This is a genomic window from Capilliphycus salinus ALCB114379 (genome assembly GCF_047276495.1).
Lineage (GTDB): Bacteria > Cyanobacteriota > Cyanobacteriia > Cyanobacteriales > Microcoleaceae > Capilliphycus > Capilliphycus salinus.
Genome location: NZ_CP178543.1, coordinates 6,164,875 through 6,190,857 on the forward strand (window position 1 = coordinate 6,164,875; position 25,983 = coordinate 6,190,857).

General features: G+C 46.1%; 20 protein-coding genes. 6 read left to right on the forward strand and 14 right to left on the reverse strand.

Annotated elements, in window-relative coordinates; genetic code table 11:
• The first annotated feature begins 2 nt into the window (after window positions 1-2).
• Complete coding sequence (locus ACL6C3_RS24840; RefSeq protein WP_413162124.1) at window positions 3-6,545, forward strand: Ig-like domain-containing protein; 6,543 nt, start codon at window positions 3-5, stop codon at window positions 6,543-6,545.
• 188 nt (window positions 6,546-6,733) lie between these two features.
• Here the strand turns inward: ACL6C3_RS24840 and ACL6C3_RS24845 are convergent, their stop codons facing one another.
• Window positions 6,734-7,153: a DNA-binding protein gene (locus ACL6C3_RS24845; protein ID WP_413162127.1), complete on the reverse strand. Its 420-nt coding sequence runs from the start codon at window positions 7,151-7,153 to the stop codon at window positions 6,734-6,736.
• A 336-nt stretch (window positions 7,154-7,489) separates the two neighbouring features.
• Here ACL6C3_RS24845 and ACL6C3_RS24850 point away from each other — a divergent pair, with 336 nt between their 5' ends.
• Together ACL6C3_RS24850 and ACL6C3_RS24855 are read left to right on the forward strand one after the other, a co-directional pair.
• The gene (locus ACL6C3_RS24850) at window positions 7,490-8,281 is read left to right on the forward strand and encodes an S-adenosyl-l-methionine hydroxide adenosyltransferase family protein (protein ID WP_413162129.1); all 792 of its coding nucleotides are present in this window, start codon (window positions 7,490-7,492) and stop codon (window positions 8,279-8,281) included.
• A 102-nt stretch (window positions 8,282-8,383) separates the two neighbouring features.
• Complete coding sequence (locus ACL6C3_RS24855; RefSeq protein WP_413162132.1) at window positions 8,384-9,544, forward strand: lactate racemase domain-containing protein; 1,161 nt, start codon at window positions 8,384-8,386, stop codon at window positions 9,542-9,544.
• A 135-nt stretch (window positions 9,545-9,679) separates the two neighbouring features.
• Here the strand turns inward: ACL6C3_RS24855 and ACL6C3_RS24860 are convergent, their stop codons facing one another.
• Window positions 9,680-10,285, reverse strand: coding sequence for a hypothetical protein (locus ACL6C3_RS24860; RefSeq protein ID WP_413162135.1), 606 nt, complete (start codon window positions 10,283-10,285; stop codon window positions 9,680-9,682).
• Window positions 10,286-10,701: 416 nt separating this feature from the next.
• On the opposite strand from ACL6C3_RS24860, the gene ACL6C3_RS24865 reads away from it, so the two are divergent.
• Window positions 10,702-11,430: a hypothetical protein gene (locus ACL6C3_RS24865; protein ID WP_413162138.1), complete on the forward strand. Its 729-nt coding sequence runs from the start codon at window positions 10,702-10,704 to the stop codon at window positions 11,428-11,430.
• Window positions 11,431-11,893: 463 nt separating this feature from the next.
• On the opposite strand, the gene opcA is transcribed toward ACL6C3_RS24865, so the two are convergent.
• Window positions 11,894-13,225 carry a glucose-6-phosphate dehydrogenase assembly protein OpcA gene (gene opcA / locus ACL6C3_RS24870; protein ID WP_413162140.1) on the reverse strand — a complete coding sequence of 444 codons (1,332 nt, stop codon included), beginning with the start codon at window positions 13,223-13,225 and terminating at the stop codon, window positions 11,894-11,896.
• Between the two features lie 44 nt (window positions 13,226-13,269).
• Between opcA and ACL6C3_RS24875 the strand changes: the two genes are divergently transcribed.
• Entirely contained in the window at window positions 13,270-13,413 is a 144-nt protein-coding gene (locus ACL6C3_RS24875; protein ID WP_413162142.1) for a hypothetical protein, read from the forward strand.
• On the opposite strand, the gene zwf is transcribed toward ACL6C3_RS24875, so the two are convergent.
• The 8 genes from zwf to ACL6C3_RS24915 form a co-directional block, all read right to left on the reverse strand.
• Window positions 13,379-14,908, reverse strand: a complete 1,530-nt coding sequence (gene zwf / locus ACL6C3_RS24880) for a glucose-6-phosphate dehydrogenase (protein ID WP_413162143.1) — start codon at window positions 14,906-14,908, stop codon at window positions 13,379-13,381. The genes ACL6C3_RS24875 and zwf overlap by 35 nt on opposite strands.
• A 285-nt stretch (window positions 14,909-15,193) precedes the next feature.
• Entirely contained in the window at window positions 15,194-16,339 is a 1,146-nt protein-coding gene (gene tal, locus ACL6C3_RS24885; RefSeq protein ID WP_413162145.1) for a transaldolase, read from the reverse strand.
• A gap of 218 nt (window positions 16,340-16,557) precedes the next feature.
• Window positions 16,558-17,622: a class 1 fructose-bisphosphatase gene (gene fbp, locus ACL6C3_RS24890; protein ID WP_413162147.1), complete on the reverse strand. Its 1,065-nt coding sequence runs from the start codon at window positions 17,620-17,622 to the stop codon at window positions 16,558-16,560.
• Between the two features lie 281 nt (window positions 17,623-17,903).
• Window positions 17,904-18,698, reverse strand: coding sequence for an ABC transporter permease (locus ACL6C3_RS24895; protein WP_413162149.1), 795 nt, complete (start codon window positions 18,696-18,698; stop codon window positions 17,904-17,906).
• Window positions 18,699-19,310, reverse strand: coding sequence for a DnaJ domain-containing protein (locus ACL6C3_RS24900; protein ID WP_413162150.1), 612 nt, complete (start codon window positions 19,308-19,310; stop codon window positions 18,699-18,701).
• 344 nt (window positions 19,311-19,654) lie between these two features.
• Entirely contained in the window at window positions 19,655-20,251 is a 597-nt protein-coding gene (locus ACL6C3_RS24905; RefSeq protein WP_413162152.1) for an ATP-dependent Clp protease proteolytic subunit, read from the reverse strand.
• Window positions 20,252-20,302: 51 nt separating this feature from the next.
• Window positions 20,303-20,959: an ATP-dependent Clp protease proteolytic subunit gene (locus tag ACL6C3_RS24910; protein WP_413162154.1), complete on the reverse strand. Its 657-nt coding sequence runs from the start codon at window positions 20,957-20,959 to the stop codon at window positions 20,303-20,305.
• 20 nt (window positions 20,960-20,979) lie between these two features.
• Window positions 20,980-21,648: an ATP-dependent Clp protease proteolytic subunit gene (locus tag ACL6C3_RS24915; protein WP_413162155.1), complete on the reverse strand. Its 669-nt coding sequence runs from the start codon at window positions 21,646-21,648 to the stop codon at window positions 20,980-20,982.
• Window positions 21,649-22,098: 450 nt separating this feature from the next.
• Between ACL6C3_RS24915 and ACL6C3_RS24920 the strand changes: the two genes are divergently transcribed.
• Complete coding sequence (locus tag ACL6C3_RS24920) at window positions 22,099-23,343, forward strand: vWA domain-containing protein (RefSeq protein ID WP_413162157.1); 1,245 nt, start codon at window positions 22,099-22,101, stop codon at window positions 23,341-23,343.
• A 1,032-nt stretch (window positions 23,344-24,375) separates the two neighbouring features.
• On the opposite strand, the gene rph is transcribed toward ACL6C3_RS24920, so the two are convergent.
• From rph to ACL6C3_RS24935, 3 genes are read right to left on the reverse strand one after another with little or no spacing between them, the layout of a single operon-like run.
• On the reverse strand, window positions 24,376-25,101 hold the full coding sequence (rph, locus tag ACL6C3_RS24925; protein WP_413162159.1) for a ribonuclease PH: 726 nt from the start codon (window positions 25,099-25,101) through the stop codon (window positions 24,376-24,378).
• A gap of 41 nt (window positions 25,102-25,142) precedes the next feature.
• Window positions 25,143-25,721 carry an adenylate kinase gene (locus tag ACL6C3_RS24930; protein WP_413162161.1) on the reverse strand — a complete coding sequence of 193 codons (579 nt, stop codon included), beginning with the start codon at window positions 25,719-25,721 and terminating at the stop codon, window positions 25,143-25,145.
• Window positions 25,722-25,779: 58 nt separating this feature from the next.
• Window positions 25,780-25,983 carry a hypothetical protein gene (locus ACL6C3_RS24935; protein ID WP_413162163.1) on the reverse strand — a complete coding sequence of 68 codons (204 nt, stop codon included), beginning with the start codon at window positions 25,981-25,983 and terminating at the stop codon, window positions 25,780-25,782.

Sequence of the window (25,983 nt, forward strand, 5' to 3'; positions counted from 1 at the left end):
TAATGGCATTTTTTGAAGTTACTCAGACAAACGATAACGGTTTGGGCGATACCGAAGGAACCTTGAGTTGGGCGATTTTTCGAGCCAATACTGAAGCCGGAGACGATACGATTGTCCTCAAAGGCGATGTCTTGGTAGAAGGGGTGATGAAGCGGTTAATTAACAGCAACGTCACCATCACCGGAGATGACCCCGATACTGTTGATGTTGTTGAGACAGCCACAATTAGCGGTAACAACCAGTTTCGCCCCCTGTTCGTCAAGTCCGGAACCGTCAACCTCAACAACCTGACCCTGACCAATGGTAAAGCTTTGGGGGGCAGCAGTAGCGGAGGTGGAGGCGGCGCCGGTATGGGCGGTGCGCTGTTTATTTACGATGGTACGGTAACAGTCGAGGATGTTGCCTTTACTAACAACACCGCCCAAGGGGGAAACGGGGGTGTAAGTGGACTGGGCTACGGCGGAGGCGGGATGTTCGGTAACGCTGGCGGCAACGGCGGCGGTGGTCTTTTTGCGGGTTCAACAGATAAGAAGGGTGCCGACGGAGGCTTAGGTGACTACGGCGACCGCTTCGGTGTCGGCGGTGAGGCTGGTGAGGGCGGCGAGGCTGGTGAGGGCGGCTACTTCGGCGGTGGCGGGGGCTTCGGCGGCTTCGGCGGCTTCGGCGGCTTCGGCGGCGGCGGCGGCTTCGGCGGCTTCGGCGGCTTCGGCGGCTTCGGCGGCTTCGGCGGCGGCGGCGGCGGCGGCTTCGGCGGCTTCGGCGGCGGTAACAGCATCGGCTTAGGAGAGGGCGATGACAGCTTAGGAGGCGGCGGTGCGGGGATGGGGGGTGCTATCTTCATCCGCAGCGGCTCTCTCAATTTGTCCGACACTATCTTCAGCAACAACAGTGCCACGGGTGGAACGGGAGCTAACAACGGCTTGGGACTCGGCGGCGCCATCTTTGCCATGAAGTCTAACTTCAACGAGAATCATAACGACCAAGGGATGCCGATGATTTTACCCACCGTTGAAGGCAGCAACGTTTACGGTTCGGGGAATACCGCAGCCAATGACGAAGGTACAGAGGGCAACGACGATAATATCTTCGGCCCTTCTCTTACCTTTTTACCCCCACCCCCGAATGTTCTTCTAACAACTCCCACTATTTCCGAAGCTACCGTCATTGCGGGTGCAACCGACCAAATACTCTACCAACTCAACCTCGCCGTTAGCGATGGCGATGCCGAACTCAACAGCATCACGTTCACCCCGGGCGGCACATACACCCCAGCAGACATCGGCGGGTTTGAACTCATCTACTCCACCGATAACATCCTAGACCAACTTGACACTTCCCTCGGTACTCAAACTTCTGTTGAACCGGGTAACAGCCTGACCTTCTCCGGGTTAATTCAACCTATCGACGAGGGTAGCACCGGCTACTTGTTCCTGACCGCTGATATTGCCCAAACCGCTACCGAAGGCAGAACTATCAATATTGCCGCACCAGCCCTGACCGATATCACCTTCGCCTCCGCCAACATAACAGGCACTCCCACAGCAGGGGCGACTCAAACCTTCGATGGCATCCCGGTCATTACCGGCGTTGCACTGCCGACTGAGGGCTTCTACGGCATTGGAGAACCTCTCGACTTTGTGGTCACGTTCAGCGAAGCCGTTACAATCATTGAGGAGGAAGGCAATATTGTTCTGCCCGTAACCCTCGACAACGGCGGGACTGTCAACGCCACCTTGGTCGGCAATGGTTCATCTGCCACGACTCACACCTTCCGTTACACCGTCGCCGAGGGCAACGAAGATATCGACGGCATGACCGTTGGCGGCGAGTTAATGTTAAATGGGGACATAGCTGTTCTAGATGCCACGAACAACAGTGCTGTCCTCACCCTCAACAATGTTGGCAGCACGGGAGGTATTGTAGTAGATGGTATCGTTCCCGCTTCTCCCGTTATCGCTCCCACTTCCGGCGCCACCAACGACACCACCCCCACATTAACCGGAACCGGGGAAGCCGGAACTACAGTAACAGTTTTTTCGGGAGAAACTCCACTCGGCACCGCTACCGTTGACGAACAGGGGAACTGGACATTTACCCCCGAAACTCCCTTATCCGAAGGTAGTTATCAGTTAACGGCAACAACCACCGATGAAGCCGGTAATACTTCTGAGACTCTAACTGCGGTTAGCTTAACAGTAGACAGCAGCGCACCGACAGCGCCAACTATCAACAGCAGTGGCACCACCAACGACACCACCCCCACATTAACCGGAACCGGGGAAGCGGGAAGTACCGTAACTATCCTCAAAGATGGAAACGAAATTGGTACCGCTACCGTTGACGAACAGGGGAACTGGACATTTACCCCCGAAACTCCCTTATCCGAAGGTAGTTATCAGTTAACGGCAACAACCACCGATGAAGCCGGTAATACTTCTGAGACTCTAACTGCGGTTAGCTTAACAGTAGACAGCAGCGCACCGACAGCGCCAACTATCAACAGCAGTGGCACCACCAACGACACCACCCCCACATTAACCGGAACCGGGGAAGCGGGAAGTACCGTAACTATCCTCAAAGATGGAAACGAAATTGGTACCGCAACAGTTGACGAAAATGGTAACTGGACATTTACCCCCGAAACTCCGTTATCGGAAGGTAGTTATCAGTTAACGGCAACAACCACCGATGAAGCCGGTAATACTTCTGAGACTCTAACTGCGGTTAGCTTGGTTGTAGACACCACCGCACCGACAGTACCAACTATCAACAGCAGTGGCACCACCAACGACACCACCCCCACATTAACCGGAACCGGGGAAGCCGGAACTACAGTAACAGTTTTTTCGGGAGAAACTCCACTCGGCACCGCAACAGTTGACGAACAGGGGAACTGGACATTTACCCCCGAAACTCCCTTATCCGAAGGTAGTTATCAGTTAACGGCAACAACCACCGATGAAGCCGGTAATACTTCTGAGACTCTAACTGCGGTTAGCTTGGTTGTAGACACCACCGCACCGACAGCGCCGACTATCAACAGCAGTGGCACCACCAACGACACCACCCCCACATTAACCGGAACTGGCGAAGTTGGAAGTACCATAACTATTCTTCAGGATGGAAACAAAATTGGTACCGCAACAGTTGACGAACAGGGGAACTGGACATTTACCCCCGAAACTCCCTTATCCGAAGGTAGTTATCAGTTAACGGCAACAACCACCGATGAAGCCGGTAATACTTCTGAGACTCTAACTGCGGTTAGCTTGGTTGTAGACACCACCGCACCGACAGTACCAACTATCAACAGCAACGGCACCACCAACGACACCACCCCCACATTAACCGGAACCGGGGAAGCGGGAAGTACCGTAACTATCCTCAAAGATGGAAACGAAATTGGTACCGCAACAGTTGACGAAAATGGTAACTGGACATTTACCCCCGAAACTCCTTTATCCGAAGGTAGTTATTCTTTCAGTGCCAAAGTTACCGATGCTGCGGGTAATACTTCTACAGCTTCCACTCCGGTTAGCTTGGTTGTAGACAGCAGCGCACCGACAGCGCCGACTATCAACAGCAGTGGCACCACCAACGACACCACCCCCACATTAACCGGAACCGGGGAAGCGGGAAGTACCGTAACTATCCTCAAAGATGGAAACGAAATTGGTACCGCAACAGTTGACGAACAGGGGAACTGGACATTTACCCCCGAAACTCCCTTATCCGAAGGTAGTTATCAGTTAACGGCAACAACCACCGATGAAGCCGGTAATACTTCTGAGACTCTAACTGCGGTTAGCTTAACAGTAGACAGCAGCGCACCGACAGTACCGACTATCAACAGCAGTGGCACCACCAACGACACCACCCCCACATTAACCGGAACCGGGGAAGCCGGAACTACCGTAAGTATCCTCAAAGATGGAAACGAAATTGGTACCGCAACAGTTGACGAACAGGGGAACTGGACATTTACCCCCGAAACTCCTTTATCCGAAGGTAGTTATCAGTTAACGGCAACAACCACCGATGAAGCCGGTAATACTTCTGAGACTCTAACTGCGGTTAGCTTAACAGTAGACAGCAGCGCACCGACAGTACCAACTATCAACAGCAACGGCGCCACCAACGGCACCCTCAGCGGAACTGGCGAAGTTGGAAGTACCGTAACTATCCTTGAGGATGGAAACGAAATTGGTACCGCAACCGTTGACGAACAGGGGAACTGGACATTTACCCCCGAAACTCCTTTATCCGAAGGTAGTTCTAACTTCAGCGTTACGGCTACCGATGCTGCGGGTAATACTTCTACAGCTTCCACTCCGGTTAGCTTGGTTGTAGACACCACCGCACCGACAGCGCCGACTATCAACAGCAACGGCGCCACCAACGGCACCCTCAGCGGAACTGGCGAAGTTGGAAGTACCGTAACTATCCTTGAGGATGGAAACGAAATTGGTACCGCAACCGTTGACGAAAATGGGGAGTGGACATTTACCCCCGAAACTCCTTTATCCGAAGGTAGTTCTAACTTCAGCGTTACAGCTACCGATGTTGCGGGTAATATTTCTACAACTTCCACTCCGGTTAGCTTGGTTGTAGACACCAGCGCACCGACAGCGCCGACTATCAACAGCAACGGCACCACCGACGGAACTCTCACCGGGACTGGCGAAGCGGGAAGTACCGTAACTATCCTCAAAGATGGAAACGAAATTGGTACCGCAACAGTTGACGAACAGGGGAACTGGACATTTACCCCCGAAACTCCCTTATCCGAAGGTAGTTCTAACTTCAGCGTTACGGCTACCGATGCTGCGGGTAATACTTCTACAACTTCCACTCCGGTTAGCTTGGTTGTAGACACCACCGCACCGACAGTACCAACTATCAACAGCAACGGCACCACCGACGGAACTCTCACCGGGACTGGCGAAGTTGGAAGTACCGTAACTATTCTTCAGGATGGAAACGAAATTGGTACCGCAACAGTTGACCAAGATGGTAACTGGACATTTACCCCCGAAACTCCCTTATCTCAAGGTACTTATTCTTTCAGTGCCAAGGCGACCGATGTTGCGGGTAATATTTCTACAGCTTCAACTGCGGTTAACTTAACGGTTAATGGAACTAATTCCGGTTCGGGTACTGACTCCGGTTCGGGTACTGATTCTGGTACTGACTCCGGTTCGGGTACTGATTCGGGTTCGGGTACTGACACAGGTTCTGGTACTGATTCCGCTACTGACACAGGTTCGGGTACTGACACAGATTCGGGTTCCGGTACTGATTCTGGAAATACCCCTTCACCCACTCCCCAACCGAGTCCTTCTCCCCAACCGAGTCCTTCTCCCCAACCGAGTCCTTCTCCCCAACCGAGTCCTCAACCGAGTCCTTCTCCTCAACCGAGTCCTTCTCCCCAACCGAGTCCTTCTCCTCAACCGAGTCCTTCTCCTCAACCGAGTCCGACTCCAACACCGACCGTTGGAGAAACAGACCTCTATGACCCAACAGACTTTATTTCTGTCGTCACTCAACCGGTAAAACCATCTAACACTGCGGCTAATGCAACTTCTAATTCTTCTAATAATGAAGCAACAGAGAATGCAGATATTTTAGTCGGTGATGCGGGGGATAATGAAGTTTTTGGTTTGGGAGGCGATGATATCATCAATACCGGTGATGGCAACGACTGGATAAGTTCCAACCAAGGTAATGATACTGTTGATGGCGGTAACGGTAGCGATACCATTTATGGCGGAAAGGATAACGACGCTATTTTCGGTTCGGCCGGCGACGACTGGTTAAACGGTAACATCGGTGATGACTTCCTCGATGGCGGCGAAGGTGTTGATACCCTGTTTGGCGGTCAAAATAATGATACCCTTTCCGGTGGAGGCGGTAACGACTGGTTAAACGGTAACAAAGGTGAGGATTTCGTTGACGGTGGCGAAGGCGAAGATTTGGTCTATGGCGGTCAAGACGGCGATACCCTCCTCGGTGGAAGCGGAAATGATACCCTCTTTGGTAACATTGGCAATGATTTTATCGAAGGAAACGACGGTAATGACCTGATTTACGGCGGTAAAGACAATGATACCCTTTCCGGCAATCAAGGCAATGATACCCTTTACGGCGACTTGGGTAATGATGTTGTTGTCGGTGGCGAAGGTACGGACTTTGTTTTCGGTGGCGAAGGTAATGATACTCTCGACGGTGGAGAAGGTAACGACGAACTGACCGGCGGAAATGGCAACGACCTGTTACTCGGCGCTGAAGGTAATGATACCTTAACTGGGGAAGGAGGAAGTGATCGCTTTGTTCTGGCGTCCGGTATGGGTTCAGATTTAATTACTGACTTTACCGATGGCGAAGATATTATTGTTCTCGATGGCGGTTTAACCTTCGACCAACTCACCTTAACTCAAAACAACGGTTCAACTCTGATTCAATTCAATTCCGAACTGTTAGCAACTCTTGATGGTGTGAATATCGGCTTGATCACTGCCAACGATTTTACCACTTTTGCAGCTTAATCTTTCTCTCAATTTGATTTTTTGATTTGAATCAATTTGATTTGAATAACGGTGGAAGTTCTTCTGACAAGGGTTTCCACCTTTTTTTCTGCTTTTAGAACTGCGACTCCCCAATTTTGAACCCGAGTTTTATATCAAGCCCGGTTGAATAGCCATCATAAAAGTGTGGGGAGATCAAGAGATTTTGACTAACCGACGATCATCACTTTATTTAGGGTTTCAATCCAAACCCTCGCACCACAACTGAGCGGCTTATCAGGACTATAGACAACACGACATCCTCCCAGTATTTCGACCTGATGTCCATAAACGTTAGTATTACCCTTCTTGACCGTAATCACGGGAAGTTGTTGCTGTTGTTTTTGATTTTGCCGAATTCTATGAGAGTTAACGTGAACAATGGTTTGAGCGGCCAATCTTTGATTGCGCCAACGGGGAGCGGGGCCTCTTGTGCCTCGCTTAATAATGGGTTTGCCGTTAACCAGGGGAATTAGCCACATCTTCCCGGTTTTATAAGCACCTCGGACTCGGCCTTCGCTCAGGAGAACTCGCAGTCGAGCGGTAGAGATTTCTAAAATATGGGCTGCTTCTGTAGTACCTACTATCATTGGACCCTCTGGGGACTATTTGGGAATCGCAATAGTTTAAAAACTGTATAACTCAATTATAAATGATCGGCCGCTCAATAGTCAATGCTCTGGCTATTCGGTGTTCGGAGTAGCGAGGTTCAACAGAAGCCTGTTCACGGTCGGTGGTACGGGTCAGGTGTCTGTTATTGGTTGATTACACAACCGGATTTGATATTAGTATAGCTATATACTGAAAAAAAATTTTTGGAAATTAAACGATAATTATCCCGGCTGACTTTTATGAGTTTTATTGTATACTCAGCATAAGCTCGATCCGATTATCCCAAACTCAACTGCTGTTCAAAAAATCCAGAAATGTTAATTAACTTAATTGCTGATTATGGTGTTGGCGATCCGGCGTTTGCAGAGGTCAGCCAACGTTTACTTCAACACTTAAGCGATGCACAAATTCACTGTCTTTCTGTTCCGGCTTTTAGCACGTTAGCAACAGGTTTTTGGATCGCTCAATTGGGACTCAATCCGGGTCCTGAAAACCATTTAATTTATCATAATTGCGCCCCCCGTCAAGATAATTTAGAAGGTCGTCCGAATAACGAAGGGGAAGGACTTACCTATGCTTTACTTCCCAATGGGGTTAAAGTTGTGGGGGTTTTGGCCGGATATTCTCTATCTTTTATTAAAGATATCGCCGTCTCTATTCATGCTATAAATGTCTCGCGTGGCGGTTCTCAATTTCGGTCTCGGGATGTGTTTCCTCAAGCGGCTATTGCATTAGCAAACGGGGATGAAAGTGTTTTGGGAGATATGATTAAACCGGAACAAATTCCCGACCCGCCTAAAGATAGAGTGGCTTGGGTGGATGGATATGGTAATATTAAAACAACGATTTCTGCCGATTCTATTGACCTCGAACCGGAAACAAAAGTTATCGTTCGAGTGGGAGATATGGTCAGCGATGCGGTGTATTCTGATGGGAGTTTTCGCGTCAGTGAAGGAACGTTAGCTTTTGCTCCCGGAAGTTCCGGTTGGATGGTGAATGATAAACAACAAGTGCGGTGGATGGAGTTATTTCTGCGGGGTGGAAGTGCTTGGAAACGCTTTGCAAAACCCCGGGTGGGTCAGTTTGTCACTTATCAACCAATTTGACCTTTGCTGAGGGTTGAGTCGGGGAAATAAAGGCCCGCTTTCTCTTAGAAAGTGGGTTTTGATGTATGATGATATGAGATTAAGTGTTAACATGGGTAAGCCGTGAAAAAAATTGCCTTACAGAGTCCACCTGTCTTATCAAAAGAAGATATTCTCACCAAAATACTCAGCTATTTGTCTCAGTTTGACCTCAATCAAAAGCGAGTCTTAATGATTTGCGAAGACGTTACCCGTGCTACACCCCTTTATCAATTTTTTCCCGATTTTTTGCAGGTTATCCAAACAGATGCGAGTCAAATTAGTGTAATTTTTGCTTTGGGAACTCATCGCCCCATGACCCCCGCAGAAATGCAACAAAAATTAGGACTAACTCCCGAAGCAACTGATAATATTCAACTGATTAACCACAATGCTTTTGATGATAATTTATTAGTAGAAGTCGGAAAAATTGATAATATTCCCGTTAAAATTCATCATTCGGTCAGCGAACATGATATCATTATTGCGTTGGGAAGTATACTTCCTCATCGTGTGGTTGGTTTTTCGGGAGGGGCTAAATATCTTTGTCCCGGAATTGCCAATAAAGCCGCAATTGATTATACTCACTGGAAAATAACTCGGTATTCAGAATCAGAAATTATCGGCAAAATTGAGAATCCCATCCGTCAAATTATTCATCAAATTGCCGACTTGGTGATGACAACGTTACCGAAAATCTACGTTTCAGTTAATTTTATTACCCTCCCGACGGGAATTGCTGATTTATTCATCGGTGATTTTTATTCTTCTTACCAAGAAGCCGCAGAAGTTTGTGCGGAATACTTCGTTAAACCCGTCGAACCTTGCTCAAGTATGCTAACCTATATTGATAACAAATGCGTTGATTTTTGGCAGGGTGCAAAAGCCATTTATAACTGCGGTTCTCGCATCCAACAAGGCGGAAAATTGGTGATTCGGGGTCAACTTTCGGAAAAAATATCGGGAACTCACGGCGAAATTATTAGCAAATTTGGCTATTCCAACCCGGAAACTATTCAACACTTAGTCGATGCGGGCGAGTTAACCAGTCCGGTTGTCGCCAGTCACATGATGCGGGTGAGTCAGGCGTTACAAAAATATCAGGTAATTTTGTCTTCTGAAAATATTAGCCAAGCCGAATGTGAGGCGTTAAATTTGGGATATTTAGACCCGAATGACATTAATGAATCCGAGTTTGATTATGTGGTTTATAATGCCACCGATTTAATTTTAACAGACATCTAAATCCTTGTCAAATTAATAATGATTCTGTCGGGGCGTGTTCTGCAAAAATTTCTGTTTCTCCGCAACAATTTAGATAAACCCGCCCCCTTCCAAAACCAAATTATATATATTGACATCTAAACGGTTATTAAAAATTTAATCGGCTTGAGAAATACCGCTTGCTAAAATACCCATTATTTTGTTAACATCGTTGAGATAATATTCGCTCAAATCAATAGTTAATGTTTGGTTTTCTAATTTTAAAAATTGCCAAATGCTACCCGTTGTTACCGCACCGTAAATGATTTTAATTTCCGTTTCGGCTTGCTGATTAAAAATTTGAGCGGCGACCATTTCCGCAGCACACTGACCCAAACCCGCATTAATATTTTCTTTCTTGGCTTCTACAACGGTAATGACTGGGGCTGTTAACATCAAAAGTTCTGGAGATTTCGTAATAATAAAATCACAAATTCCGTTTAACCCTTTGTTGAGGTCAACGGTAAAATCTATCCCCGAAAATAAACTAATTTGTTCTTGAAACTGTCGGCGTAAATCGACTAATATCGGAGCGATAATCATTTCAGAACGTGCTTTTTCACTGTTACTTCCTAAAGCAATGGGTAGATTAGAATTGAGGGTTTCTGTGAGTAAATTGCTTGGGGTGAGTTTGGGAACGTCTGCGAAAATATCCCGTTTTTCTAAAGTAACTAAACCAAACTCTTGTTTGGCTCTCGCTAAACTAAACTCACTGTAAGACATCAACCAACGCCTCCGTTGAGTTTTGAATTATTATATCATGTCTGCCGATGAATTAATAATAATTCTGTCGGGGCGGGTTTATTAACGTTTTTTCTGATATTTATTAAGGGATTACATATTCAAGAAATACCGCTTAAAGAAAGGATTTTTAATTGTGAAGCTTGCGGTAAAGTTCAAGATGGTGACTATAACGCCAGCCTCAACTTAAAACGTGCCGAAGGCTATTCGGTTTGAGCCTGTGGACCGTGAGAAGTGCCGACACCTCAGGCAATGCCAGTGACTCGAAGCAAGCCGGAACGGAACTTTAATACGGGTTGTACTGTATTATATCAGTTTTCGATAGCAGTCAACTTGAATTAAAATAGATCACAAGACAACCCTATCCCTCAGATTTCAAAAAGGAGCGAGGTTAACTTATGTTAAAAAAACAACTGTTTAAATGTCTGGTGTTTTTATGTTTGTTCTTGGGAATCTTTTCGGTGACAAGTCTCCCGACTTTGGCGGTAGAATGTGGAGAGTCTTTGTTTAAAGAAGAACTGCTTACCCCACAACTTCAACAAGTCCAACAGCGGTTTTTAAATTTAGCTAACTCCTTTCAAGCTGATAGTAATGTCGATAGTATTTTTGAAGTGGCTATCGAAGGTAAATCTATAGAAGAAATAGAACAAATTATTACAGATAATCAATTAAATTACTTTACTCCCGCTCAAATTAACGGATTAGCAACTTTGTCCGATGGATTTTCTCAAAGTTATGATTCGGTTGACGGAGAATGGAAAAAAACAGTTAAAGTCACTACAATTAATCGGCAAGGAAATACAATTTACCCCTACATCCAAATTTTTTATGAAGATAACAATGGTGGGGTAATTAGAGTAAAACCTTACGGCAATACGGACGCACCTCCCAATTTAACTCATTTAAGAAAAGCTCACGGAACTTTATACTTTAAAAATGATCCTAACGGGGATTTATCTTGGGAAAATGAAGCTTTTAAAGTTTATGGGAATCAACTTCTTCCTAAATCTCCTAAAGACGTTAAACTCCCCGATGGTATCGTGTATGGTTCACAACAAGCAGAGGATTTCCTCGCCCAATGTTGGACTTATTACACTCATGTTCCCGTTGATAGTATTTTTGATTAACAGTCTCTAAAAAGCGGTCAAGAAAGCCGATTAGGAATTGATTAAAATTTGATTAATTTGTTTCAGTACAGCTAACACTATCGGGTAGGATTTGTAACATGATAAACTAATCGGTGAATTTATTGATCCCCCTAAATCCCCCTTAATAATCCCCCTCCCGTCCCCCTTATAAAGGGGGAAGCCAGAGGAGGTTTCGCTTTAATTAGTACGGGGGACTTTTACCACTCTTTTCCCCTTCTTTTCCCCTTCTTTTCCCCTTCTTTTCCCCTTCTTTTCCCCTTCTTTTCCCCCCCCGCCTCCCTTTTTAAGGGAGGTGCCGTAGGCGGAGGGATCAAAGGCTTGCTAGGGGGGATAAAAAGGCTTGCTCGGGGGGATAAAATTTAAGATTTCATCTCGTTTCAAAAAACAGCAAGAGGCGCATTGCCATGCGCCCCTACGGATGGAATTTCAACTGACAAACGAACTAACGAAGCTGGAGAATTTGAGCGGTTAACGCCAAACTTTCTTCATACAAAATATCGCGACCCCAACGTTGCAATTGCTGCGTCATCAGGGATTCTGCTTTTTGGTCAGAAGTCGCCGTTACCTGTTCGGTGCGACAAGATTGAGCGCTTCCGCCCGCTTCCATCCGCATACAACCGGTTGTTTCCGAACATAAAATCGTGCAGCAATTCGCATTCGGATTACTCGAAGTCAAGCGCAAACCGACCAAATCACCGGGAATTTCGCCATAATCAGCCGCAGGAATCGCCGCCAACTCTGCAACAATTTCCTTATTATTTGGAGCTTTAAACTTGACATATTTCAAGTCATAATCTCCGCCTTCGGAAGTAAAAGAAATCGGTTTCCAATCCAAACGAGAAGCAAACCAACCCAAAAACATTAACGCTTGGGTGGCATTTCCCTTTTCATAATCAATCGCCACATTATCAATTTCCCCCAACGACATCCGACGTTCGGGCGGGTCAAAAGCGGCGGCCGATAACTCTTGCCAGGGTGCCAAACGGTGCCAATTCAAATCGGCAATATAAGTTTCTTGTTCGATCAATTCCTGCATTTTCAACAATTCCGATTCGGGATCGCTAAAATAACAAGAATCCACAATCAAACAATTACTACAAGTGGAAAGTCGCTTAAACAATTCCTGTTCGGGGTTGGGTGTCGCCTTCCACCAAACAAACTTGGGTAAGTCGGGAATCATCAACGACGCCACCACATCGCTAACCCGTTCTAAGGCTTCTTTGGTGCCGCGTAACGTGATATATTCAGCACAGATAAGACTTTCTTCCCTCTTTTGCTGAATCGGACAGTAAGCCGAAACCTGAGCCGTTACCCCGGTATCTTCCCCCATGATCGGACATAAGGTAATAATCCGACAGGGATTTTGAGCGGCGATCGCTTCACTAATACTAAACCCGCGCCCGTCTAAATTTACAATTTGTTTGCGTTCGTCGGGAAGCTTGGCAAATTCTTCGCGGAGTTTAGCCAAAGTGTGGGAATCAACCCGCCCGGTAATACTCAAACCATAAGCCTTTTGAGCCTGTTTAATCGCTTCGCGGGTGTTTGACCCGTGAATGCCATCGATCGCCTCAGAATAGAATCCCAAGCCGGCTAGGAGTTGTTGAAACTCTTCCGGTTCGTAGATGACCATGCTAAACGTCGCCGCGCGGGTGGCGACCGCCGTTGTCTTACCGCCCCCGACGGCTTGAGAAAGCCAGATCCCATTTAATTCGCCCTCAATTTCGCTGAGGGAGATATCTTTTGGTTTTTGTAATGCAACAAGTGGTGTACTCATAGTGTCAATCGCTAGTGATTCGCTATTAGCTGTTCATTGTAGAGATGTCCGAAGCGTTCACAGGGGTTATTGTCTTTGGCTATCCGGGAGCGGAAGTCACTCAATCCCCTGCTTCCCCTGATCGCTCCCGCCTTCTGACGCTTCCCCGCAATTTTACAGTCGCCGCCAACGACGACCATCGCGGTTGAGCAACAATTCCGCTTCTACGGGTTCCCAAGTTCCCGCTTCGTACATCGGAATCGCCTCGGGAGGTGCGGGTGCGTCCCAAACCTCTAGAATTGGAGTAATAATCTTCCAAGAGGCTTCTACCTCATCCCCTCGGGTGAACAGGGTTTGATCGGCAAGCATACAATCAATCAACAGACGGGCGTAAGCGTCGGTACTCGGCTTACCAAAGGCGGTATCGTAGCGAAAATCCATATCTACCGACCGGGTTCTCAGGGAGTTTCCGGGGGTTTTCACCTCAAACCGCATGGAAATTCCCTCGTTGGGTTGAATTCGCAGGGCGAGAACGTTGGGGTTCGCTTGTTTGGCCGCCGACTGGAACATCAAATAGGGAACTTCTTTAAACTGGATGGCAATTTCTGAGACTTTTTTCGGCATCCGTTTTCCGGTTCGCAGATAGAACGGTACCCCTTTCCAGCGCCAGTTATCGATATTGAGTTTCAACGCCGCATAAGTCGGTGTGGTTGAATTGGGGTCTGCGCCTTCTTCGTCTCGATAACCGGGAACTTCTTTGCCTTTCATCCAACCGGCAGTATACTGACCTCTAACGGCCGACTGTTCCAAGTTGGCAATATCGGCGAGGTGGGTCGCCTGCAAGACTTTTACTTTCTCGTTGCGAATGCTATCGGCTTCCAAGGAGTTGGGCGGTTCCATCGCCGTCAAACAGAAAAGCTGCATCAGGTGGTTCTGCACCATGTCCCGCAACGCCCCGGAGGTTTCGTAGTAACCGGCCCTGCCTTCTAAGCCTACCGTTTCCGCAACAGTAATTTGAACGTGATCGACAAATTGGCGGTTCCACAGGGGTTCAAAAATGGCGTTGGCAAACCGGAACACCATCAAGTTTTGAACGGTTTCTTTGCCCAGATAGTGGTCAATGCGGTAAACCTGTTCTTCTGCACAAACTTGACGGACAACTCGGTTGAGAACTTGGGCGGTACTGAGGTCGCGACCGAAGGGTTTTTCGATCACCAAACGGTTCTTTTTCGGGTCGGTTAACATTCCGGCCGCGCCGAGTTGTTGAATGGCTTCTCCGAAGTAACGGGGCGCCACAGACAGGTAAAAGACCCGGTTTCCTCGGGTTCCTCTCTGTTCGTCGAGTTCGCCTAAAAATGCCTTGAGTTTCTGGTAGCTTTCTTGTTGATCGATGTTTCCAGAACAGTAAAACAACCCCTTGGTGAAGTCGTTCCACAGTTCCTCCGATTGTATCCCGCCCCCGAATTCTTCGACGCCGATCCGCATCTGTTCGCGGAAGTAGTCGTGAGTCCACTCCCGTCGGGCGACTCCGACTATGGTTAATTCTGGAGGAAGTTTACGTTCGAGGCGCATTTGATACAGCGCCGGAACCAGTTTGCGCTGAGTTAAATCCCCTGATGCACCGTAGATTACTAAAATCTGGGGTTCAGGGATGCGATCTTGTTGCAGTCCAACCCGTAACGGATTTTCGAGTAGTGTGACCATTTACATTCCCTTGTCAATTTAGTTGAGGCGGTGACACTTTTTGTTTGTTTTAATTATCTGTTTTTGGCGATCGCCAAACCGTTAGAAATGAACAGTTATCGATTTTACTTTTTAGGCGGGGAACTTTTGAGCTTGAAAGCCTGATTCAGCAAGCTATTGAGTGAGGTTTTCCTCTTTAACCAACAGGCTTTTTTCTCTGGGAGTGCCTAAAATAATTGACCGTTCAAACTTAGGCGGTAATACCTATCTAATCGGCTGTCACCCGTGCGATCGCCATTCCGTTCACTATCCCACCGTTGAAAGCTGTTTTACCTTTTCTTCTAAGGAACCCATCAACGAAGTAAAGGGTTTAACAAACTTATCAATGCCTTCGCTTAATAAGTCATCCATGACTTGATCGAGGTCGATATTAATGTCAGGATCTTTGAGACTTTCAATCAAGTGATAAGCCTGATCAACATCGGTTTCGACCCGATTTTCAACATCACAATGATCGGCGCAAGCATCAATAGTATTCGGAGGTAATGTATTAACGGTATTCGGCCCGATCAGTTCGTCAACATACATGACATCGCTGTAGCTTGGGTTTTTGGTGCTGGTACTCGCCCACAGTAACCGCTGTGTATTTGCACCTTTTGCCGATAACGTTTTCCAGCGATCGCTTTGAATAATTTTCTTGTATTCTTGATAAGCAATCTTGGCGTTAGCAATGGCAACTTTACCTTTAACTTCCTCTAATTTTGCCTTGCGATTCAAGTCGGTTACGCCGTGCAGTTGGTCATCAATCGCATCATCAATATTACTATCAATGCGACTGAGAAAGAAACTCGCCACCGACGCCAACTTACTGATATCTTTTCCTTGATTGAGACGGGCTTCTAAGCCTTTAATATAAGCCCAAGCCGTCTCCACATAACTTTTCACCGAAAACAGCAAAGTCACGTTAACATTAATTCCGTGAGCGATCACCCGTTCAACCGCCGGAAGTCCTTCGGGAGTTCCCGGAATTTTGATCATCACATTTTCCCGACCGATGGCTTCATAATAGCGTAAAGCCTCTTTAACGGTACTCTCGGTATCTTTAGCAATAGTCGGGGGAACTTCAATGCTGACATAACCATCCAATCCGCCCGTTTGTTCGTAGACCGGCTTAAAAATATCGCAAGCATTGCGAATATCTTCAAACACCAGGGACTCATAAATTTCCATCACCGACTTGCCGGCTTTAATCCCTTTTTCAATCTCCGCATCATAGATGGCATTTCCCTTAATGGCCTTCTCAAAAATCGCCGGGTTAGAAGTAATTCCCCGAATCCCTTTTTCAACCATTAACGTCTTCAATTCGCCGGACTCAATCAGGTCGCGGCTTAAATTATCCATCCAGATACTTTGACCGAGATTTCCAATTTCCAGCAGATGATTTGTGGTCATAACTGCAATTCCTGTAACGTCTACAAAATTGAAACAAATAGAGAGCGGATTTTCCGATTAAGCGAACTGTAAGACCAATCAATCTCTAATTTAAACAGTTCAGTTAATCGGTGTTTCCGATTCAATCTCGCTTTCCGATTCTATCGGTGAATGTTTTCGCCTAGAGGTATTTTTAGGCCTAACTCTAGAAAGAGGACCGTCTAGAGTTCTAGAAACGACTATTGTTGATCTCGACGCACCCGATCTTGAATAAACGACTCTACCAGGGCAACATCTTCTTTACTACCAATCACAAGAGGCGTGCGTTGATGTAATTTATTGGGAACCACATCCATAATTTCTTCAGTTCCCGTAGAAGCCCGTCCTCCGGCTTGTTCCATTAAGAAAGCCATCGGCGCCGACTCGTACAACAACCGCAGTTTTCCTTCCGGTTTTTTGACGGTACCGGGATACAAAAACACACCACCCTGATACAAAATTCTATGAATATCTCCGACTAAAGCGCCGCTATATCTAGCCGTGTAACCGTCGTGACGGTGAACATAACGAATATAATCGCGAATGGATTCATCCCACTGCCAGAAATTCCCTTCGTTGACGCTGTAGACCGGACCGTGATCGGGAATTGTAATGTTCTCATCTGCAAGAATAAATTCACCCAGACTCGGGTCTAAAGTGAAGGAATGAACACCCGTCCCAATGCTGTAAACCAGCAATGTACTCGGCCCGTAGAGGATGTATCCCGCAGCGATTTGTTTGCGTCCATGTTGCAGCAAGTCCGCAGCCTCGCCCTCTTCGTCGTTCCCTTCCTGTTGACGAATGGAAAATATCGATCCGACATTCAGGTTGGTATCGAGATTGGATGAACCATCTAGCGGGTCATAAAGCAGGGTGTAGCGTCCGATGGGGCAGTTTTCGGGAATATAGTAAGGCTTCTCCATTTCCTCGGATGCCAAGCGACAAACTAGGCCGCTTTGTTTGAAAACGGAGATAAACACCGCATTGGAGTAGAGATCCATTTGTTTGACTTCTTCCCCTTGGACGTTCACACTGCCGGTGAACCCCAAAGCATCATCTACTAATCCCGCCCGACTCAAACGACGTGCAATCAGCTTACCCGCCAGTCCGATGCGGTTCATCAGGGCGCTGATGTCTTGGGCATCGGGGGAAAAACTATTGAGTTGTTCGAGAACGTGACGGGATAGCGTGGTGCAGTCCCGATCGATATATTGTCCCTGATCCAGAGGATCGGAGGGCGTGGGCTTGGCTGGAATCTGAACCATGATTATCGTCTCCGGTGTCTACTCGTCTCACCAATTGAGTGAATGTTTGAATTCTCTTAGGGTGAACGAAGTTACTCGCGCTGCCTTCTATCTTAAGGAGACTTTTAGGGTCAAGCGGCTAAATTTTAAGCTAAGTTTTATATCTTTGGTTTGTTTGGCGACTGTTGTTTATTTTTCTTTTTTTAAAGGACTAAGTTCTTCGTCTTTGTTTGGGGTTTCCCTAAAATTCAGTATCAATCGCAGCAGTTTTTGTAAAATAAGTATTAATAACTATTCCCCCATTAATCTTGTAGAGCGGAAAATTTGTAGGCCCCGACTGCTGCTGCTGCGATCGCCACCGTTAACAAAATCGGTAAACTATACAGGGGAAATTTTTCGATGTCGTAGGCTGCGGCTCTTAACCCAATGCTGGTATAAGTTAAGGGTAACAAATAAACAATGCTTTTCAAAATTGGCGGTAAGGTGGCGGGGTCAAAAAAGGTTGCGCCTAAAAAAGACATGGGAATAATTAAAAAGTTGTTGTACAGTCCGACGGTTTCCAACGATTGAACTTGCAAACCAACAATTACGCCCAATCCCGCAAATACCGCACAGTTTAAGACTAAAACCAATAAAAATAACGGGCTGAGAAAAACAAGTTTTTGGGTAAATAAAACCGCGACAATAATCACAGAGAGGGAAGTTAATAAACCCCGAACAATTCCCGCCATCATTTTTCCCAAATGCAAAGATAACGGATGCACCGGAAGCAGCAATAATTCCTCAAAAGTTTTTGTATAGAGACGTTCGCCACAAATCGAAAAAACCGTCCCGCTAAAACTAATCGTCATGGAAGATAACGCCACCATTCCCGGTAAAATAAACTCCAGGTAGCTGTCTCCGATGGCGGGTTTTGGCAAAGAACTTCCCAACCCCAAACCAAAGGCGAGAATATAAATCAAAGGAGAAATTAATCCGGCTGAAGCCACTTGTACCAGTCGCACCCGCAAGTCCAACCAATCTCCCCAAAACACCGTTAAACCATCTTGTAAAATTCGTTGAAATGACAATCCCTGATTTTTTTTTAAAGTAACCATTTAATACACCTTTTCTAACTGTCTAAAATCCCGTTCAACTTCCGCCCAGAGTGCGCGATTGTGGGGGTCGGTTTTTAATGCTTTTTTGAGATAACTTCTGGCTTTTTCCAGCTTTTTCTCTTTAATTAAATGCCGTCCAAAGCGTTGATAAGTAATGGCTTGCCACTGACGAATTTCGATATCTTGGGGGATTCTTTGAGCCAAACCTTCAATTAAAGCGATGGCTCTCGGAAAGCGTTTATATTTCAAAAGTTGCTGCAATTCTCGATAAGAATTATGCTTAAGTTTCTGCTCAATTTCCGAGAGTTGTACATTTCTTTTTAAAGCGGGTTCTTGGCGAGAAATCTTCACCCGTAGGGGTTGAAAAGGCGGAGGAGAAACAACCGTTGTTTGTGTCGGTTCGGGCTGACTTACGACTTTAGCTTCAGGTTGAGCAACATCGAGTAAAAACTTATAAGCTTCCGTGACTGCAATAAACTTTTCACGGGCTAAATGATCGGGATTGACATCAGGATGATAAAGTCTAGCCAACCGTCGGTAAGAAGCTTTTACCGCTTCTAAACTTGCTCCTGATCGCAATCCCAACTGTCGATAATAATCTGCCGTATCCATTCAGTTTAGATCAACTCCGTTAACCCTAATTCTCTAGTTAACAGCAAAGAATTATCGATTGTCAACTTGAGAGGGAACAGGGAATAGGGAACAGGGAACAGGGAATAGGCGTTCAGGCAAGGGGCAAGGGGTAAGGGGTAAGGGGTAAGGGGTAAGGGGTAAGGGGTAAGGGGTAATAATCGGGCTGTTTAGGAGGGCGCATTGCCATGCGCCCCTACAGAAAAATCTGTTTCCTATTCCCTGACTCGGTGACTCGGTGACTCGGTGAGGCAGTGCGGACTTGGTGGTTTCCATCAAGGAGCAACGGACGTTCCCGGAGGGTGACTCGGTGACTCGGTGACTGTTTAAGCGGGCCGTTCTTCAATCACCTGATCGACCAAACCATAGTTTTTGGCTTCTTCGGCGGATAAAAAGTAATCGCGATCGGTATCTTTCTCGATTTTTTCGAGGGGTTGATGAGTCTGTTCGGCGAGGATACTATTTAATAAACCGCGAATTCTGAGAATTTCTTTAGCTTCAATCTCAATATCGCTCGCTTGACCCCGAGTTCCGCCGAGGGGTTGGTGAATCATAATCCGGGCGTGGGGTAGGGCGAGGCGTTTTCCGGGGGTTCCGGCTGCCAACAGAAAAGCGCCCATCGAAGCGGCCAAACCGACACAAATGGTGACGACATCGGCTTTAATGTATTGCATGGTGTCATAAATCGCCATGCCTGCGGTAACAGAACCACCGGGAGAGTTGATGTAGAGATAAATCGGCTTATTGGGGTCTTCAGAATCGAGATACAGCATATAAGCAACAATGGCATTAGCGATCCCGTCATCGACTTCCTCAGATAAGAAGATAATCCGCTCTCGGAACAGTCGCTCGTAAATATTAATCCACTGTTCGTAGGTACCGCCCGGTAAACGATAGGGAACACTCGGAACACCAATGGGCATCGCTTTTTTCCTCCAAGCAAGTTATATTTTCAAGTCGCCATCAAACCGCAGTTAAGACACTTTGGCTAAATCCTTTCGGCTGGCCATAATTTGATCGATCAAGCCATACTCTTTAGCTTGTTCGGGGGTCATGTAAAAAGTCCGGTTCATGTCTTTGGAGATTCTCTCGACAGGCTGACCCGTATTTTCAGAGATAATATCAATCATGAGTCTCTGCTTTGCCAAAACTTCTTTAGCGTTGATTTGAATATCGGTCGCTTGTCCTCGGGTTCCAGACAGAGTATGAGTCAAAGCGATCATCGAATGGGGTAAACAGGCTCGTTTTCCTTTGGTTCCGCAGGAAAGCAACATCGCCGCCACCCCGATCGCCTGACCCAGACAGATGGTAATAATCTCTGACTTGACGTGCCGCATGGTGTCATAGATTGCCAGACCTGCCATCATAGACATGGTACCGATGGACTCATCGGTCATTCCGGCCAACACCGGATCGCCCAACGAGTTAATGTACAGGTAAATTGGCTTGTTTTGGTCTTCCGAGTCGAGATATAACAGGGCTGAAACCAAAGAATTCGCCAATCCCATTGATACGGGTTGGTTGAGAAAAATAATCCGTTCCTGACTCATCCGAGTATAGATGCTTACCCATTGCCACTGGCGGCTACCGGGTAAGTTGTAGGGAACGCGAAGCACTTCATCGACAGCCATTGTTCACACCTATAAACACGCTATACACCCACAGGTAACTGTTTGGGTAGTTCTTTTGTACTCTCCAACACGCGATCGATCAAGCCGTACTCTTTGGCTTCTGGCGGGGTCAGGTACAACATTCGGTCGGTGTCCTTGGCAATTTTTTCGGGCGCTTGACCGGTGTTTTTAGAGAGAATATCTAATGTTGCTTGCTTGTTGGATAATACTTCTTTCGCCCGGATCTGAATATCGGTGGCTTGAGAGCGACCCATTCCCATGCGAGGTTGGTTGAGTACAATCGTCGCGTGGGGTAAACTGGCCCGGAAACCTTTGGTACCTGCCGAGAGGATCATCGCTGCGGTTCCCATCGCCTGACCGATACAAATGGTGTGAACGGGGGGCTTGATGTAGCTGATCGTATCACAAATGGCAAAGGCTTCGGTATCTTGGCCGATCGCATCTCCGGTATACCATGAGGTGCCGGTGGAGTTGATGTAGAAGTAAATGGGCTTGTCTGAAGCATCAAACTGAAGGTAAAGTAACTGAGCGATGATCAGCTTTGTTACATCGACTCCTAGCTGGCGTTTGAAGTCATCAGAGGAAACTAAGGGTAAACCCAGATAGATGATTCGCTCTTTCAACAGGAGAGAGGGAAGATCTGGAGGGGGTGTCCGAACGGCGCTGTCGCCATAGTATGGGCTTTGCACGGTTAATCTGTTATGAACTCTTCAAAAATTGTAACTTGAACCTAGAAAAGGATTCTGATACAAAAATAGTAACGCAAGTTTAGGTTACTCTGTTGACGGTTAGTTTACACCCTTTTTTGCGATCGGTGGCGCCGCAGGATTTTATCCCCCGAGAGCGATAATCCCGCTTTTATCTAACGCTTTTACTCAATTTTAGGGTTTTTCGCTGCCGTTCTTCAAAGGTTCGGTAATTACGTCAAGGTGTGGATTTCCGATCTCAAACGCGATTCTAACTCCGCGATCGCAGATAATATTAGCTGATGTTCAAACCGTCGCCCGACTCGACCCTTGGTAATTTTCTAGGGTTCGGGAAGTGCGGACAAAGTTAATGTAGAATTAAACAGATTTATCTGAGTCCCTGAAAAGCTCCGGTCTGGTAAATACATACTAGCGCAAGTTTAGCTCACTCCTATGAACGTTAGTTTAGAACCTTTTCTCAACGATCCCAATCTCGATGTTACCCAAGGAAGCAGCCAGCGTCAGCTTTCTATTTCGGTTTCGGCGCTTCCCAACTCCATCGATCGCCATGTTCCCCTCAACCTCTGTTTAATTTTAGATCACAGCGGTTCGATGAGCGGGCGTCCGTTGGAAACGGTTAAAAAAGCGGCGGGAGAATTAATTGATCGCTTGAACCCCGGCGATCGCATTTCGGTTGTGGTTTTCGATCATCGGGCTAAAGTGTTAATTCCCAATCAAGATATCGATGATCCTGAAAGTATTAAAAAGCAAATTAATCGCTTAAGAACTTCTGGGGGAACTTCGATTGATGAAGGATTAAAACTGGGAATCGAAGAGTTAGGAAAAGGCAAAGTTGAGCGCATTTCTCAGGGGTTTCTCCTCACCGATGGCGAAAACGAACACGGAGATAATAACCGCTGTTTGAAATTAGCCCAACTCGCCACCGATTATAATTTAACTTTAAATAGTCTCGGTTTTGGAGATGATTGGAACCAAGATATTTTAGAAAAAATTGCCGATGCGGGCGGCGGTTCTCTGGCTTATATTGAATATCCCGAACAGGCAATAGATGAGTTTAGCCGTTTGTTTAATCGGATGCAATCGGTGGGTTTAACTAATTCTTATTTGCTGTTTTCTTTAATGCCCGGAGTCAGATTTGCTGAGTTAAAACCCATTGCCCAAGTTGCCCCGGATACGATAGAATTACCGTTACAAAAAGAGGGGGATAGATTTGTTGTGCGGTTGGGGGATTTAATGAAGGACAGGTCACGCATTGTTTTGGGAAATCTTTATATCGGAAAATTGCCCCCAGGAAGACAAAAAATCGCCCAATTACAAGTTCGTTATGACGATCCGGCGTTAGGAAATCAAGGATTATATTCCGAACCGGTTTTGGTTGAAGCCAATGTTATTAATGGATATAAACCCACTCCAGATCCCCAAGTTCAAAAACATATTTTAGCCCTTGCAAAATACCGACAAACCCAAATAGCAGAAACCAAATTACAACAGGGCGATCGCGCGGGTGCGGCGACTATGTTACAAACTGCGGCGAAAACCGCTTTACAAATGGGGGATAACGGCGCCGCTACTGTTTTACAAACCAGCGCCACTCGTTTACAATCGGGTGAAGAACTTTCCGAAGCCGATCGCAAGAAAACCCGCATTGTTTCTAAAACGGTATTAAAAAGTGAATAGTTATGTTTTCCCCTCAAAAATTTATCTAAACCCACCCCCACAACAACGTAGGGGCGGGTTCGGAAAAAATCTCTGTTTTCCTATCAAAAATGTATCTAAACCCGCCCCAAAAAATCGCCCAAACCGCGTACAAATGTAGGGGCGGGTTCGGAAAAAATCTCTGTTTTCCTATCAAAAATGTATCTAAACCCGCCCCAAAAAATCGCCCAAACCGCGTACAAATGTAGGGGCGGGTTCGGAAAAAATCTCTGTTTTCCTATCAAAAATGTATCTAAACCCGCCCCAAAAAAACGTTATTGATATCAATAATGGTGCTGGTTTTCATGGGTTTATTTATATTACAAATAATTGCAATTGGGGCGGGGCGGGTTTATAAATATTTATTCAAATTCCGAAAAATCTGGGGGGAACCCGCCCCTACACAGATGATATTGATATTGATAATGGGGCGGGTTTATAAATATTTATTCAAATTCCGAAAAATCTGGGGGGAACCCGCCCCTACACAAACGTTATTTATATTGATAATGGGGCGGGTTTATAAATATTTATTCAAATTCCGAAAAATCTGGGGGGAACCCGCCCCTACACAAACGTTATTTATATTGATAATGGGGCGGGTTTTCATGGGTTTATTTATATTACAAATAATTGCAATTGGGGCGGGGCGGGTTTATAAATATTTATTCAAATTCCGAAAAATCTGGGGGGAACCCGCCCCTACACAGATGATATTGATATTGATAATGGGGCGGGTTTATAAATATTTATTCAAATTCCGAAAAATCTGGGGGGAACCCGCCCCTACACAAACGTTATTTATATTGATAATGGGGCGGGTTTTCATGGGTTTATTTATATTACAAATAATTGGAATTGGGGCGGGGCGGGTTTATAAATATTTATTCAAATTCCGAAAAATCTGGGGGGAACCCGCCCCTACACAGATGATATTGATATTGATAATGGGGCGGGTTTATAAATATTTATTCAAATTCCGAAAAATCTGGGGGGAACCCGCCCCTACAGAGTTTACTGGTGACTGTTTAAAGCTTGACGTTGGGCTTCTAATAACTGTTTTATTCCAATTTCAGCATAATCCATAATTTTATTCAACTGCTGACGGGTAAAACTTTCGGCTTCTGCGGTTCCCTGTAATTCAATAATTCCCAATTTATCGTTCATTACAATATTAAAATCAATATCTGCGGCGACATCTTCTTCGTAGTCTAAATCTAAATAGGGTTCCCCTTCTAATAATCCCACAGAAACGGCTGCAATTTGATGAGAAATTGGCGATTTTTCTAATTCCCCTTTTTCGACTAATTTATCAAACGCATTCGCCAACGCCACAAACCCGCCGGTTATCGAAGCGGTACGAGTTCCCGCATCGGCTTGAATCACATCCGCATCAATAATAACCGTTTTTTCGCCCAATACTTTTAAGTCTACCGCAGCCCGCAAACTGCGACCAATTAAACGTTGAATTTCTTGGGTTCGTCCCGATAATTTCATCAATTCCCGGGGTTGACGTTGTTGAGTCGCACCGGGTAACATTCGGTATTCTGCGGTTAACCAACCTTGTCCGCTATCTTGTAAAAATTTGGGTACTCCCGGTTGAATGGTAACATTACAAATAACTTGAGTATTCCCGCATTTTGTCAGTACAGAAGCCTCCGAATAGCGAGTATAATCGAGTTCAAAAGAAACCGAACGCAATTCATCGGGTTTTCGATCATCCAGACGTTGCAAAACCATAAGAATTCACCTATAATTAGTTTGTGGAAAAAAGTAAATTTTCAAGTCGGGTCAGCAGAAGAATTCCCGGAACTCCTCAACTGACTAAAAATATCCTGTTGTACTTTTTCGGGGGGTTGGTTGCCATTAATATCGAGCAAGCGATCGCGAGGGCTGTAGTATTCTAATATGGGAATAGTACGTTGATAAAACAGTTCGATCCGACGTCGAATAATCAGAGGTTTGTCATCTGATCGCGATCGGTGTATTGTCCGACTTGCTAACACATCTTCGGGAACATTGAGATAAATTGCCCAATTTAATTGTTGTCCCAAATCTTCCAGTAAAAAATCCAATTCTTCGGCTTGAAATGCAGTGCGTGGATAGCCATCAAGCAACCATCCATCACTGACATCGGGTTCAAGTAGCCGTTGACGAATGAATTGAATCATAATATCATCGGGGACCAATTCCCCTTTTTCCACGTAGGGACGGGCTTTTTCGCCGAGGTTGGTTCGATAAGCGATCGCGTTTCGCAAAACCTCACCCGTTGATATCGAGGGGATACCGAGATGCTGAGATATCCCTTCGGCTTGTGTTCCTTTGCCGGCGCCGGGTCCTCCGAGAATCACCAATCTCACTCCATTTCACCCCCTGATCTTGCGTTAAAACTAAGTTAACGTATATTGTCTCATTTGTTTAATCATCTGGAAACTGCCAGCAAGCGATATGTTCAACGTTTGTACTTCCACAGGCGGGACAGGGTGCCTCATCGGAAGAATCTACCCATTCATAATTACATTGACGACAGTGACAGAAAACATTATTATCGTTGGCTTGTCTGAGGTTAAATTGCCATCGATCCAATTGAGTTTCTGAGTTTTTAGAATTGGGATCTGACAT